This is a genomic window from Blautia sp. CGZ-1-C1, from assembly GCF_056504575.1.
Genome location: NZ_JBWLUT010000077.1, coordinates 1 through 14,307, shown reverse-complemented (window position 1 = coordinate 14,307; position 14,307 = coordinate 1). Strand labels below are relative to the sequence as shown.

Below are 14,307 nucleotides of genomic sequence, written 5' to 3'. Positions count from 1 at the left end.
GTTCTGGTTGTAATTGTCGTATTAAAACATGGAACAAAAGGATTTACAAGCTTTGCATCAATTCTGATCGGTATTATCGTAGGATATGTGCTGGTAAGTATTATGGCAGCAGTTCTTCCTACCACATTTACCTATGTGGATGATGCAGGTGCAACAGTAGAAGCTACCAAATCCTGGGTTCTTAACTGGGATAAAGTAGCAAACGCATCCTGGTTTGCAGTGCCGAAGATCATGCCTGTCAAATGGGTATTTGATGCAAGGGCAATCGTTCCGATCTGCATCATGTTTATTGTAACAGCTGTAGAGACTGTCGGTGATATTTCCGGTATCACAGAGGGCGGTCTTGGAAGAGAAGCTACAGACAAAGAGCTTTCCGGCGGCGTTATGTGTGATGGCCTTGGATCTTCACTGGCAGCAGTATTTGGCGTACTTCCGAATACTTCTTTTAGCCAGAACGTAGGTCTGGTTGCAATGAACAAGGTTGTAAACCGTTTTTCAATTGCAACAGGCGGTATTTTCCTTATCGCATGTGGTCTGTTTCCTAAACTTGCAGCACTGATCTCCATCATGCCTCAGAGTGTACTGGGCGGTGCGGCAGTTATGATGTTCTCATCTATTGTTGTCAGCGGTATCCAGCTTATCACAAAATGGCCGGTAACTCCGAGAAACGTAACAATTGTCTCCGTTGCACTTGGTCTTGGCTATGGACTGGGGGCAAACTCAGCAGTCCTTGCACATATGCCGCAGGCGATCACACTGATCTTTGGTGGTTCAGGAATTGTACCTGCAGCACTGTTTGCTATTATTCTGAATATCGTGCTTCCACCGGATGAGAAATCCGAAGTTGAGATTGCAGAAGAGATTCTTGACATGAAGAAAAAAGAGGCACAGAAGAAATAGCGGCACACTGGGAGTGTTCGAAAGTGAATAAGTAAAACAATAAAAAGCGTGAAACTGGGAATATCTGGTTTTGCGCTTTTATTCAGATTATAGTGAATGATTATCTGGTGCAGATGTATGTGGCGAAAACAGACTGCAGATGTCTGGAATGAATTTTGGCTTGTATGTCTCGGGATTTTGGCATATTCATGCCAAAACATCTTGCGGGATAGTGGTGTGTGAACAATAACGTAATGATAAAAATATGTTATTGAATGAAATTCAGGGTTGACAAATATAGCTTCCGGTGGTAAATTAAGTGTAAATTTAACAGATTAAACCGATGAAGCGGAAGTCAAAGCAGTCATGCGCGCACAGAGAATCCGGGAAGGTGAGAGCCGGGTGGAAATGCAGTCTGCCAAATGGGCCGCTGAGGGCACAGTGAAAGGTTGAAGATTACAGAGCAGACTAAGTATCCTGTGACGTGAGGCATACGTCAGTTGCCGGAAATATGAAGGTATTTCGCAAAGAGTACGGTTCAAACCGTAAATCAAGGTGGCACCGCGGGTGAAGTATATACGCTCGTCCTTGACAGAAACGATAATTCTGTCAAGGACGGGCTTTTTTATGTTCCTGGCAGAAACTGAATTAATCACAGGAGGTGTTCCCATGTATCCAACATTAGAAACCATCAGGCGGCTTGCACAGACAAAAGAATATCGTCGTATTCCTCTGTGCAGAGAACTTTATGCAGACAGATATACACCGGTAGAGGTAATGCGCATTTTGCGAAAAGCCAGCCGCCATTGTTACCTGCTGGAAAGTGCCAGCCAGACAGAAGTGTGGGGCAGGTATTCTTTTCTGGGGTATGAACCGTCCATGGAGATTACCTGTACAGACGGAACATTGAAGATCCGGACAACCGATGCTGAGGGAAAAACAGAGGAAACCGTAAGGCAGGTCACACATCCCGGTGATACTCTCAGAGAAATCATCCGGAAATATAAAACTCCGGTAATGGAAAAGATGCCTCCTTTTACAGGCGGTCTGGTAGGATATTTCTCCTACGATTATATCAAATACAGTGAACCAAAGCTGAAACTGGAGGACAGGGAACAGCAGGATTTCAGGGACATGGATTTAATGCTTTTTGATCAGGTGATCGTATTTGACCATTTCAGACAGAAAGTACTTCTGATCACAGGTGTGATGACAGATGATCTGGAAGCTTCCTACGAGAAAGCAGTAAAGAAGTTGGAGGAAATGGCGCAGCTGATTCGAAACGGGGAGCATATGGAATTTGAACCGCTGAGACTTCAGTCAGAAATACAGCCGAAATTTCCGAAAGAAAAATATGCAGAGATGGTGGAGAAAGCCAAACATTACATCAGAGAAGGTGATATTTTCCAGGTGGTACTTTCCAATCCCATGCGTGCGAAAGCAACAGGAAGTCTGTTTGATACTTACCGGGTTCTTCGGGCATCTAATCCTTCTCCTTATATGTTCTACTTTTCCAGCGATGACATTGAACTGGCAGGTGCTTCCCCTGAAACACTTGCGAAGCTGGAAAATGGCACCTTAAGTACCTTCCCTCTGGCAGGAACCAGACCAAGAGGAAAGACAAGAGAAGAGGATAAAGAACTTGAAGAGGGACTTCTGAAAGATGAGAAAGAGCTGGCAGAACACAATATGCTGGTAGACCTGGGAAGAAACGATATTGGAAAGATCAGCAAGATCGGAACTGTAAAAGTAGAAAAGTATCTCTGCGTAGAACGTTTTTCCCATGTAATGCATCTGGGCTCCACAGTAACAGGAATTATCCGGGATGATAAAGACGCTGTGGATGCAGTAGACGCAATCCTTCCGGCAGGAACCCTTTCCGGAGCACCCAAATTCAGAGCCTGCCAGATCATCGAGGAACTGGAACAGAGCAAACGAGGCATTTACGGAGGCGCCATCGGATATCTGGATTTTGCAGGAAATCTGGATACCTGTATTGCCATCCGCCTGGTTTATAAGAAAAACGGAGAAATCTGTATCCGTTCAGGTGCCGGAATTGTGGCAGACAGTGTACCGGAAAAGGAATTTCAGGAATGCTGCAACAAGGCAAGAGCTGTGGTACAGGCAATTGAACAGGCACAGGAGGGATTAGAATGATATTACTGATCGATAATTATGACAGCTTTTCCTATAACTTATATCAGCTCATCGGCGCAGTGGAACCGGACATCAAAGTAGTGAGAAACGATGAGTGTATACTGGAAGAAATCGCAGAGATGAAACCGGAAGCCATCATTTTATCCCCTGGTCCGGGAAGGCCGGAGGATGCAGGTATCTGTATTCCGGTGATTAAAGAATTTGCAGGAAAAATTCCCATTCTGGGTGTGTGCCTGGGACATCAGTCCATCTGCGAAGCCTTTGGAGGAACCGTTTCCTATGCAAAGGAACTGATGCATGGAAAGAAAAAGCTGATGTATAAAACAGGAGAAAGTCAGCTTTTTAAGGGCCTGCCGGATACCTTTGCAGCAGCCAGATATCATTCCCTGGCAGCATTAAAGGATACCCTGCCTGCAGAACTTAGGGTGACAGCAGAGTCAGAGGACGGGAGAGGTCATGGCAGTGGAACATATGAACTATCCTGTGTTCGGAGTACAGTTTCATCCTGAATCTGTAATGACACCGGACGGCAGAGTGATGATAGAGAATTTTATGGAGGTAGTGAGAAATGATTAAGGAAGCCATTATTAAATTATCAAAGAAACAGGACTTAACATACGCAGAAGCAGAAACTGTAATGGACGAGATCATGAGCGGTCAGGCAACACCTGTACAGATGTCCGCCTATCTTACAGCTTTATCCTTAAAAGGAGAGACCATTGATGAGATCACTGCTTCCGCAGCAGGCATGAGAGCACACTGCATCAAACTTCTCCACAACCTGGATGTGCTTGAAATCGTGGGTACCGGCGGAGACGGTTCTAACTCCTTTAATATTTCCACCACTTCTTCTCTGGTGATCGCAGCAGGCGGTGTTCCGGTTGCAAAACATGGAAACAGAGCAGCATCTTCTAAATCCGGTGCAGCAGATGTTCTGGAAGCACTGGGAGTGAAGATTACACTGACGCCGGAACGCAGTGCAGAGATCCTGAAAAAGATCAACATCTGCTTCCTGTTTGCACAGAATTATCACATTGCAATGAAATATGTGGCACCGATCCGTAAAGAGCTTGGAATCCGTACTGTATTTAACATTCTTGGACCGTTAAGTAATCCTGCAGGGGCAAACATGGAACTGATGGGAGTTTACGATCAGTCACTGGTGGAGCCACTGGCTCAGGTTATGGCAAATCTGGGCGTTGACAGAGGAATGGTTGTTTACGGACAGGACAGCCTGGATGAAATTTCCATGTGTGCACCTACTTCTGTATGTGAGATCAGGGATGGCAAATTTACTTCCTATGAGATTACACCGGAACAGTTTGGATATGAGAGATGTGAGAAGGGTGCCCTGACAGGTGGTACACCTGCAGAAAACGCAGAGATCACAAAAGCAATCCTGAAGGGTGAGGAAAAAGGTTCGAAGCGTCAGGCAGTATGTTTAAATGCAGGTGCAGCACTCTATATTGCAGGAAAAGCCGCTTCCATAGAAGAAGGAGTGAAGTTGGCAGAATCCCTCATCGACAGTGGTGCAGCACTGAAGAAACTGGAAGAATTTGTAGAAGAGACAAATAAATAAAAAACAACGAAAAACTACTAATGTAAAGGAAATCTGTAACTGTCCGGTAATCTGCTGACTGTGGATATACAGAACAGTTACAGAAAAATCATAGAGATTATGAAGAATATATTAGAAGAAATAGCAGCCAGAACAAGAGAAAGAATTGCAAAAGAAAAGTCAGATATTTCTGTTTCGGAGCTGGAGAACCAGATTCAGGAAGTAAATAAAAATGCAGGGCAGAAAATCACATTTCTCCAGGCATTAAAAAAAGATGGTATGTCCTATATCTGCGAGGTAAAGAAAGCCTCCCCCTCAAAGGGACTGATCGCACCGGATTTTCCATATCTGGCAATTGCAAAGGAATATGAACAGGCAGGTGCAAGTGCAATCTCCTGTCTCACAGAACCTTTTTATTTCCAGGGAGCAGACCGGTATCTGAGAGAAATCGCAGCCACTGTAAAAATACCTGTACTCCGCAAGGATTTTACAGTAGATGAATATATGATCTATCAGGCGAAATCCCTTGGTGCTTCCGCAGTATTGCTTATCTGTGCCATCCTGGATGACGGAGAATTAAGAGCATACAGACAGCTTGCAAAAGAATTGGGACTGGATGCGCTGGTAGAAGCACACGATGAGTACGAAGTGGATAGAGCCTTAAATCTTGGGGCAGAGATCGTGGGAGTCAATAACCGGGATCTGAGAACCTTTCAGGTAGATATGAATAACAGCATCCGCCTGAGAAAAATGGCGCCGGACAATGTAGTTTTTGTTTCTGAGAGCGGAATCCGCACCTCGGAGGATATCCGGCTTCTTTATGAGAATAAAGTAGACGCGGTACTGATCGGGGAAACACTGATGAGAAGCCCGGACAAGAAAGTAGCACTGGAAAGCTTGAATGGCAGTCCGTTACGCTGAGAGATCAGATATCATCTGGGAGGATAGAACATGACCAGAGAACAACAGCAAAGAACAAAAATTAAAATTTGTGGTCTGAAACGTCCGGAAGACATTACCTATGTAAATGAAGCAAAACCTGATTACTGCGGATTTATCATAGGATTTCCCAAAAGCAACAGAAATGTTACGGGCGTGCAGCTAAGAGAACTTACTGCAAGGCTGGCTTCGGACATTATCCCTGTAGGTGTTTTTGTAAATGCAGCACCTGAGCGTGTGGAGGAACTTCTTCTTGACGGAATCATCCATATTGCACAGCTTCACGGACAGGAAGATGAGACATATATACGGAGAATCCAAAAGAATACAGGTCATCAGGTTATAAAAGCCTTTTCCGTAAAAACAGCTCAGGATATTGAAAATGCCCTGAAAAGTCCGGCGGATTATATACTGCTTGATCAGGGAGGCGGTGGAACAGGACAGACCTTTGACTGGTCACTGATCCCGGAGATAGACAGACCGTTTTTTCTGGCAGGAGGACTGGGCACAGAAAATCTGGAAACAGCCGTCCGGACCATTCATCCCTATGCAGTAGATCTGAGCAGCAGTGTGGAGACGGATGGAATGAAAGACAGAGATAAGATTTTGAAGGCAGTTCAACTGGCGCATATGAAATAAGATAATAATTCAGAAGGAGGACATATACAGATGTCAAAAGGAAGATTCGGCATCCATGGAGGACAGTACATTCCGGAAACACTGATGAATGCTGTCATCGAACTGGAGGAAGCCTACAACCACTATAAAGATGACCCGGAGTTTAACGCAGAGCTTACAGAGCTTCTGAACGAATATGCGGGAAGACCATCCCGTCTCTATTTTGCATCCCACATGACAGAAGATCTGGGCGGAGCAAAAGTATACTTAAAGAGAGAAGACTTAAACCACACAGGTGCTCACAAGATCAACAATGTACTTGGCCAGGTACTTCTTGCAAAAAAAATGGGCAAGACCCGTGTGATCGCAGAAACAGGTGCAGGCCAGCACGGTGTGGCAACAGCAACAGCAGCAGCTCTTATGGGTATGGAATGTGAAATCTTCATGGGAAAAGAAGACACAGAACGTCAGGCATTAAATGTATACAGAATGCGTCTTCTCGGAGCAAAAGTAAACGCAGTTACTTCCGGTACAGCCACACTGAAGGACGCTGTTTCCGAGACAATGCGAGAGTGGACAAACCGTATTTCCGATACACATTATGTACTTGGTTCTGTAATGGGACCTCATCCGTTCCCGACAATTGTCCGTGATTTTCAGGCAGTGATCTCCAAAGAGATCAAAGAGCAGATCCTTGAAAAAGAAGGCAGACTTCCGGATGCGGTGCTGGCATGTGTGGGCGGTGGCTCCAATGCGATCGGAACATTCTACAACTTCATCAATGACAAAGATGTTCGTCTGATCGGATGTGAGGCAGCAGGACGTGGCGTAAATACGGCAGAGACAGCAGCTACCATTGCAACCGGCAAACTGGGAATCTTCCATGGAATGAAATCTTATTTCTGCCAGGATGAATATGGTCAGATCGCACCGGTATATTCCATTTCCGCAGGTCTGGATTATCCTGGAATCGGACCGGAGCATGCACATCTCTATGATACAGGACGTGCAGAATATGTACCTGTCACAGACGAAGAAGCAGTAGAGGCCTTTGAATATCTATCCAGAACAGAGGGAATCATTCCTGCTATTGAGAGTGCTCATGCAGTAGCTTACGCAAAGAAAATTGTTCCGCAGATGGGCAAAGACCAGATCGTGGTCATAACAATTTCCGGACGTGGAGATAAGGACTGCGCAGCAATCGCGCGTTACAGAGGGGAGGATATCCATGAATAAGAGAATTACAGAAGCATTTGAAAAAGGAAAGGCATTTATCCCGTTTATTACCTGTGGAGATCCGTCTCTGGAAGTGACAGAACAGCTTGTCTATGCAATGGAGGAAGCAGGTGCAGACCTGATTGAGCTTGGAATTCCGTTTTCTGATCCTACAGCAGAGGGAACTGTGATCCAGGGAGCAAATGTGAGAGCACTTTCAGGTGGTGTGACTACAGATAAGGTATTTGACATGGTGGTAAAGATCAGAAAGAACAGTTCTGTTCCGATGGTGTTTATGACTTATGCAAACGTAGTATTTTCTTATGGAACGGAACGGTTTATTAAGACTGCGGCAGAGATTGGCATGGATGGATTGATCTTGCCGGATGTGCCGTATGAGGAAAAAGAGGAATTTGACAGTGTATGTAAGAAATACGGTATTGATCTGATCTCTCTGATCGCGCCGACTTCTCATGAGAGGGTCGCACAGATTGCGAAGGATGCGGAAGGGTTTGTGTATTGTGTTTCTTCTCTTGGTGTTACAGGAACAAGAACTAATATTACTACAGATATCGGTGCAATGGTGAAATTGGTAAAAGCTGCGAAAGATATTCCTTGTGCAGTAGGTTTTGGAATCTCCACACCTGAGCAGGCGAAGAAGATGGCAGCACAGTCGGATGGAGCGATTGTAGGATCTGCAATTGTGAAGTTGTGTGCACAGTATGGCAGGGATTGTGTGCCCTATGTGAAAGAGTATGTGAAATCTATGAAAGATGCTGTAATGGAAGCTTAGGAATTAAAAAGGGACGCGCAGAAACATATTTCATTTCGTGTGCGGTTTCGGAGCCTAAGAACTTCTGCAAATGCACACGAAATGAAATATGTTTCTGCGCTGTGTATTGGTATGAACTGAAAATCCTGCAAGCAATCCAGTCCATCATAGCGTGAAGAGCTGCGGAGTAATTTGTATCTTTTATAAGAAAGATTTTAGAATCTGCAGTACTCCGTTTTCCCAGTAGGGTGGGCAGGTATTTTGGGCAGCAGCCTGGACTTCCGGTCGGGAATTAGAAACTGCATAGCTATAACCTGCTTCACGGAGCATTTCAATATCATTGATATTATCTCCGAAAACACAGGTTTCATCAGGCGCAATTCCCAGATGTTTTTGCAGGAAATCCAGAGCCGGACCCTTGCCGGATCCCTGGAGAGTGGCATCCATCCATTCTTTACCTGCAGAGACCAGAGTGACTTTATCTTTCCATGCAGGGGTAAATACAGGAGCACATAATTCTTCACAGGCATTAGGATGATAGACAGAGAATTTGATGATCTGCTGATCCTCAAGGATGCGTGGATCAGAAATTTCCTGGATATCATATCCGTAAGAATCTCTCAGCCAGTGAAACATACGGCTGCCGCCATCCTCTGCAAAGCCACGGTCAGGTGTGGCAATATAGTAATCGCAGGAAGGCAGACTCTCATGAACCATAGAAAGCATTCCTTTCCATATTTCATCAGGCATAGTATCTACCTTCAGAATCTCCTTCGGAGTTCTTACCACAGTGCCGCCATCAGTGATGTAAAGCAGCCTGTCTGCAACAGGTGCAAACAGCTTCCTCTCACTTCGATATTGGCGCCCCGAGCACGCAACGAAAATAATACCCTTATCAAGCAGACGATGGATCACATCCATATACTCCCTGTCAATCGCCAGAGTTCCATCCTTCACCAGAGTTCCATCTATATCTGAAGCAATCAATTTAATCATATGAATAAGAAATCCTTTCTATTTATTAATAAATACAATCCCCATTTTATCACGCACAAATATAACTTGCCATAAATAATTAAGAAAAATTACAACTATTCACCAGTCCCGTTTCATGCGTTACTATCCTGCAAAATGTTTTGTGAGAAAATCTCATCTGCGTAGCCTGGCGTTGCAAGGCGCATTACTGTGAACGAAGTGAGCAGTAACAGCTCGGCAGTCCCACAGCCAACCAACAGGCAGGAAATATTTTTGTTTTCAGGTGCATTTGCAGTGGGCGTAGCAACTCTTGGTGCGTGGGAATCTGCGTTATTCAAAAAAATGCTCACTGTCTGAGCGAAGCGAGTTTGAGCATTTTTTGAATGCTTTTAGCAGATTTCCACACACCTAGAGTTTCTAGCCCGCGAAACCGCACCTGAAAACAAAAATATTTCCTGCCGTCCCCAAACTTTTTTTGCCCCATGAACCCCATTGACTTTTCCCCTCTTTTTTCTTATATTATATAAATAGAATTCCGCGTACCCATAAACCTACGCGTTCAAACTCTGAAAAAGAAGGAGGAATGCATAAAAATGGATAAGAAAATGCTCTTTGTTTTCAATCCAAAAGCAGGCAAAGGTAAGATCAAAGCAAACCTGCTTGATATCGTGGACATTTTTAATAAAGGTGGTTATGAAGTCATTATCTATTCCACACAGAAACCAAAAGATGCCTACGAGAAAGCCAAAGAATACGAATCCAAAGTAGATCTTATTGTATGCAGCGGCGGAGACGGGACTCTTGATGAGGTGGTTACCGGAGTAATGGAAAAGAAGAGTTCCATTCCCATCGGATACATTCCGGCAGGAAGTACCAACGACTTTGCAAACAGTCTCTTTATGCCGAAAAGCATGACAGATGCCGCTTCCATGATTATGGAAGAGAAACTTTATCACTGTGACATCGGCAGATTCAATAACCAGAGCTTTACATATATAGCAGCTTTCGGTCTTTTTACAGATGTAGCCTATCAGACAGATCAGGATCTCAAGAATATCCTTGGCCATGTAGCCTATCTTCTTGAGGGAGTGAAACGCCTTTTTGATATCAAATCATACCATATGAGAATTGAATCCGAAGAATTAACTGTGGAGGATGACTTCATCTTTGGAATGATCACCAATTCCCGTTCAGTGGGAGGGTTCAAGAACCTTACAGGCAAGAACGTGGATATGAATGACGGACTTTTTGAAGTCACCATGATCACAAGACCGAAGAATCCGCTGGAATTGCAGGAGATCATGACTGCAATGCTGACAGCAGAGGACAATACAGATCTGATCCATTCTTTTAAATCAGCCAGGGTGACCATTACCTCAGAAGAACCGGTACCATGGACTCTGGACGGTGAATACGGCGGCAGTCATACACAGATAGAGATTGAAAACTGCCACGAAGCACTGAATCTGTATCTGAAAAGTACGAAAAAATGAGGAAACCAGATCAATTGGAATTTCCCCGTTAATAAATAAAAAGGAGAAATAAAATGGGTGAGTATATCAATGTAGTAGAGACTTTTGGATGTGACGTGTTTAATGATTCCGTCATGCAGGCACGACTTCCAAAGAAAATCTACAAAGAATTGAAAAAAACCATAGAAGAAGGCAAGGAGCTGTCTATGGAGATCGCAGATGTAGTAGCACATGAGATGAAAGAATGGGCGATTGAAAAGGGTGCTACACACTACAGTCACTGGTTCCAGCCCCTTACAGGCGTGACAGCAGAGAAACATGATGCCTTTATCACAGCTCCGATGGATAATGGCAAAGTTCTGATGTCTTTCTCCGGAAAAGAACTGATCAAAGGTGAGCCGGATGCTTCTTCATTCCCGTCCGGTGGATTAAGAGCTACCTTTGAGGCGAGAGGATATACAGCATGGGACTGTACATCACCGGCTTTTGTCCGTCATGATGCAGCAGGCGGAACACTCTGTATTCCTACTGCATTCTGTTCCTATACAGGAGAAGCACTTGACCAGAAGACACCACTTCTTCGTTCTATGGAAGCAATCAACACCCAGGCACTCCGTCTGCTGAGACTTTTTGGAAATACAACTTCTAAGAAAGTAACTCCGTCAGTAGGAGCAGAGCAGGAATATTTCCTGATCGATAAAGAAGAAATGGCTTCAGAGAAAGGACCTGATCTATACAGGCAGAACTCTTTTTGGTGCCATGCCTCCGAAGGGACAGGAAATGGATGACCATTACTTCGGAAGTATCCGTCAGAGAATTTCCGCATACATGAAAGAGGTAAATGAAGAATGCTGGAAGCTTGGAATCCCTGCAAAGACACAGCATAATGAGGTTGCCCCTGCACAGCATGAGCTTGCACCGATCTATGCACCGGTCAATATCGCAGCAGACCAGAACCAGATGATGATGCGTATTCTTAAAAAGGTTGCCAGCCGCCATGGAATGCGTTGTGTCCTTCATGAGAAACCATTTGCAGGTGTGAACGGTTCCGGTAAGCATAACAACTGGTCTCTTACCACAGATGACGGAATCAATCTTCTGGATCCGGGCAAAACACCTCATGAAAATATTCAGTTCCTTCTGGTCCTTACCTGTATCCTGAAAGCAGTAGATGAACATGCAGATCTTCTGCGTGAATCTGCGGCAGATGTGGGAAATGACCAGAGACTTGGCGGCCATGAGGCACCGCCGGCAGTGATTTCCGTATTCCTTGGAGAGCAGCTTGAGGATGTTCTGGAGCAGCTGGTCAGCACAGGAACAGCAACTCACAGTAAAAAGGGAAGTAAGCTGGAAACAGGTGTTAAGACTCTGCCTGATTTCATGAAGGATGCTACAGACCGTAACCGTACTTCACCTTTTGCTTTCACAGGAAATAAATTTGAATTCCGTATGGTGGGCTCAAGAGATTCTATTTCCGCATGTAACGTAGTCCTGAATACGATCACGGCAGAAGTATTTAAGGAAGTATGTGACCGCCTGGAAGAAGCTCCTGATTTCGAACTGGCGGTACATGACCTGATCAAAGAATATGCCACAGATCACCAGAAGATCGTATTTAACGGAAACGGTTATGCGCCGGAATGGGAGAAAGAAGCTAAACGCCGCGGACTTCCAATACCTTCCGAGCATGGTGGATGCAATCCCTGCACTTACTACAGAGAAGGCAGTGAAACTCTTTGAATCTTTTGATGTATTCTCAAGAGCTGAGCTTGAATCACGCGCAGAGATTAAATATGAGATTTACTCTAAAGCAATCAATATTGAAGCAAAGACAATGATCGACATGGCAACCAAGCAGATCATCCCGGCAGTTATCAGATATACCACTGTTCTTGGCGAATCTATCAATACAGTGAAAACAGCGGGCGAAGGATTGATCGATGTAAGTGTACAGCTTGACCTGCTCAAGAAAGCGTCAAAACTCTTAAAGGCTGCAAACAGTGCCATGAGTAAGCTGAGCAAACTGGTTGAGAAGACCCCGGAATATGCAGAGGGACGGGACAGAGCCGTATTCTGCAGAGAAAAGGTGGTTCCTGCAATGGAAGCTTTACGTGAGCCTGTGGATGAACTGGAAATGATTGTAGATAAGGAAATGTGGCCGATGCCTTCTTATGGAGATCTTGTATTTGAAGTATAATGTTGTAAAAATATAAAGAAGAATGCTATAATGAAAGGGTCGTGAATCTGTAAAAGATAAGCGGCCTTTTTCTATAACACAAACTGGACTATAATAGTTATATAAAGGAGAACTAAATGGAAGAACTGAAATTTCTGGAGGAGCAGCAGGTAGAACCAGAGCTGATGAAGAGAGTAGAAGAATTTCGCAGCCGGTATGAGGTGGCACCGGAGACTGCAGGCAGGATTGTGAAACCATCCATTCCATTTTATGGAAAAGATATTCTGGAAATGGCCATTGCCGGACTGCTCAAAGGGGAGAACCTGTTACTCACCGGTCCGAAGGCAACAGGAAAAAATATCCTTGCAGAGAACCTGGCATATATTTTCAACCGCCCCGCGTACAATGTTTCCTTTCATGTAAATACAAACAGCGGAGATCTGATAGGCACAGACACTTTCGTGGACAATGAAGTTAAGCTTCGCAAAGGAACTATCTATCAGTGTGCAGAATACGGTGGTTTCGGAATCCTCGACGAGATTAATATGGCAAAGAACGATGCAGTTTCCGTTCTCCATGCAACTCTGGATTATCGTCGTTCCATCGATGTCCCGGGCTATGACAAAATTGATCTTCATCCGGCTGCCCGTTTTATTGGAACCATGAATTACGGTTATGCAGGAACCAAAGAACTCAATGAAGCGCTGGTATCCAGATTTCTGGTCATTGACATGCCGGCTCAGACTGAAGAATCCCTGGAATTTATTTTCCGCCGGATGTTCCCGAATATAAAAGAAAACGCCAGAACACAGTTCATAGGAGTTTTCCTGGATCTTCAGCTCAAAGCCACAAACAGTGAAATTTCCACCAAACCTCTGGATCTGCGAGGTCTCCTTGCAGCCATGAAGATTGTAGAAACCGGACTTTCTCCGAGAAAAGCAGTTACTATGGGAGTGGTGAACAAGACTTTCGATATTTTCGAGAAAGAAATCGTAGAGGATATTGTGAAAACCAGAATTCCGGCAGACTGGACAAGGGATGATGTATATGAAAGATGAGAAAATCGTAGAAATCGACGATTACCGTCTGGAACTGGAAAACAGGATCCGCAATCTCCTCTGGACTATCAGCGGGGATTACACATTAAATATGAAAGTAGATGTTTCCCTGTATCTGCGCTCAAAAGCAATTGCTCTGTATGACGGCATCAAGCAGGGCGCTCTGGCGAAATATTATGACAGGAATCTGCTTGGTTTATATCTGGTAAAAAAAGTCTTCTGCCAGGCAGGAGAAGGAGAACTGACTGCAGTAGCACAGCTATGTGTAGAAGAAGCAATCGGGGACAAAATCTGTCAGGAGCGTCCGGGAGTCCGGGAGATGCAGAAGGAAGCATTCGAGGATATCCTGGATCAGGAGTTTGAACAGATGCCCGCATACGGAGATATTCTCGGTCGCCTGAAGATTGCCATCCTGCGTGACCGTTTGCAGAATGGAAACCATTATGTAGAAGAGCGTCTTCGGAAAATCCGCGACATGGTTTACAAAG

11 protein-coding genes and 3 pseudogenes are annotated in these 14,307 nt (G+C 44.6%); 12 read left to right on the top strand and 2 right to left on the bottom strand.

From position 1 onward, the window contains the following. The 8 genes and pseudogenes from AC058W_RS05765 to trpA form a co-directional block, all read left to right on the top strand. Positions 1–900, top strand: a 900-nt coding sequence (locus AC058W_RS05765) for a uracil-xanthine permease family protein (RefSeq protein ID WP_479389816.1), incomplete at its 5' end; no start/stop codon positions are given. 648 nt (positions 901–1,548) lie between these two features. Then, a complete protein-coding gene (gene trpE / locus AC058W_RS05760) occupies positions 1,549–3,036 on the top strand; it encodes an anthranilate synthase component I (RefSeq protein WP_117675192.1) in 1,488 nt (495 codons plus the stop codon). After that, positions 3,033–3,612, top strand: a pseudogene (locus AC058W_RS05755) (anthranilate synthase component II). Before trpE ends, AC058W_RS05755 begins: the two are co-directional and overlap by 4 nt. Beyond that, positions 3,605–4,615 carry an anthranilate phosphoribosyltransferase gene (gene trpD, locus AC058W_RS05750; protein ID WP_117675188.1) on the top strand — a complete coding sequence of 337 codons (1,011 nt, stop codon included), beginning with the start codon at positions 3,605–3,607 and terminating at the stop codon, positions 4,613–4,615. Before AC058W_RS05755 ends, trpD begins: the two are co-directional and overlap by 8 nt. A gap of 99 nt (positions 4,616–4,714) precedes the next feature. Beyond that, positions 4,715–5,515, top strand: coding sequence for an indole-3-glycerol phosphate synthase TrpC (trpC, locus tag AC058W_RS05745; protein WP_181977666.1), 801 nt, complete (start codon positions 4,715–4,717; stop codon positions 5,513–5,515). A 30-nt stretch (positions 5,516–5,545) separates the two neighbouring features. Continuing rightward, complete coding sequence (locus AC058W_RS05740; protein WP_117675186.1) at positions 5,546–6,172, top strand: phosphoribosylanthranilate isomerase; 627 nt, start codon at positions 5,546–5,548, stop codon at positions 6,170–6,172. A gap of 30 nt (positions 6,173–6,202) precedes the next feature. Beyond that, entirely contained in the window at positions 6,203–7,387 is a 1,185-nt protein-coding gene (gene trpB / locus AC058W_RS05735; RefSeq protein ID WP_019162454.1) for a tryptophan synthase subunit beta, read from the top strand. After that, on the top strand, positions 7,380–8,159 hold the full coding sequence (gene trpA / locus AC058W_RS05730; protein WP_117675184.1) for a tryptophan synthase subunit alpha: 780 nt from the start codon (positions 7,380–7,382) through the stop codon (positions 8,157–8,159). Before trpB ends, trpA begins: the two co-directional genes overlap by 8 nt. 180 nt (positions 8,160–8,339) lie before the next feature. On the opposite strand, the gene AC058W_RS05725 is transcribed toward trpA, so the two are convergent. Both AC058W_RS05725 and AC058W_RS05720 read right to left on the bottom strand, forming a co-directional pair. Then, positions 8,340–9,134 carry a Cof-type HAD-IIB family hydrolase gene (locus AC058W_RS05725; RefSeq protein ID WP_117675182.1) on the bottom strand — a complete coding sequence of 265 codons (795 nt, stop codon included), beginning with the start codon at positions 9,132–9,134 and terminating at the stop codon, positions 8,340–8,342. A gap of 113 nt (positions 9,135–9,247) precedes the next feature. After that, a complete protein-coding gene (locus AC058W_RS05720; RefSeq protein ID WP_147417274.1) occupies positions 9,248–9,451 on the bottom strand; it encodes a hypothetical protein in 204 nt (67 codons plus the stop codon). Positions 9,452–9,706: 255 nt separating this feature from the next. On the opposite strand from AC058W_RS05720, the gene AC058W_RS05715 reads away from it, so the two are divergent. From AC058W_RS05715 to AC058W_RS05700, 4 genes and pseudogenes are all read left to right on the top strand, one after another. Further along, entirely contained in the window at positions 9,707–10,606 is a 900-nt protein-coding gene (locus tag AC058W_RS05715; RefSeq protein WP_479389815.1) for a diacylglycerol/lipid kinase family protein, read from the top strand. A 53-nt stretch (positions 10,607–10,659) separates the two neighbouring features. After that, positions 10,660–12,782 (top strand): annotated as a pseudogene (locus AC058W_RS05710) (glutamine synthetase III family protein). Between the two features lie 116 nt (positions 12,783–12,898). Next, positions 12,899–13,819, top strand: coding sequence for an AAA family ATPase (locus AC058W_RS05705; RefSeq protein WP_479389814.1), 921 nt, complete (start codon positions 12,899–12,901; stop codon positions 13,817–13,819). Beyond that, positions 13,809–14,307, top strand: a pseudogene (locus tag AC058W_RS05700) (cobaltochelatase CobT-related protein); the annotation flags it as partial. The gene AC058W_RS05705 and the pseudogene AC058W_RS05700, both read left to right, overlap by 11 nt.

What these genes read in the sequence shown, in the direction of transcription:
- AC058W_RS05705 (WP_479389814.1), top strand. Translation starts at nt 12,899, where the DNA reads ATGGAAGAACTGAAATTTCTGGAGGAGCAGCAGGTAGAACCAGAGCTG.
- trpB (WP_019162454.1), top strand. Translation starts at nt 6,203, where the DNA reads ATGTCAAAAGGAAGATTCGGCATCCATGGAGGACAGTACATTCCGGAA.
- AC058W_RS05725 (WP_117675182.1), bottom strand. Translation starts at nt 9,134, where the DNA reads ATGATTAAATTGATTGCTTCAGATATAGATGGAACTCTGGTGAAGGAT.
- trpE (WP_117675192.1), top strand. Translation starts at nt 1,549, where the DNA reads ATGTATCCAACATTAGAAACCATCAGGCGGCTTGCACAGACAAAAGAA.
- trpC (WP_181977666.1), top strand. Translation starts at nt 4,715, where the DNA reads ATGAAGAATATATTAGAAGAAATAGCAGCCAGAACAAGAGAAAGAATT.
- trpD (WP_117675188.1), top strand. Translation starts at nt 3,605, where the DNA reads ATGATTAAGGAAGCCATTATTAAATTATCAAAGAAACAGGACTTAACA.
- AC058W_RS05740 (WP_117675186.1), top strand. Translation starts at nt 5,546, where the DNA reads ATGACCAGAGAACAACAGCAAAGAACAAAAATTAAAATTTGTGGTCTG.
- trpA (WP_117675184.1), top strand. Translation starts at nt 7,380, where the DNA reads ATGAATAAGAGAATTACAGAAGCATTTGAAAAAGGAAAGGCATTTATC.
- AC058W_RS05715 (WP_479389815.1), top strand. Translation starts at nt 9,707, where the DNA reads ATGGATAAGAAAATGCTCTTTGTTTTCAATCCAAAAGCAGGCAAAGGT.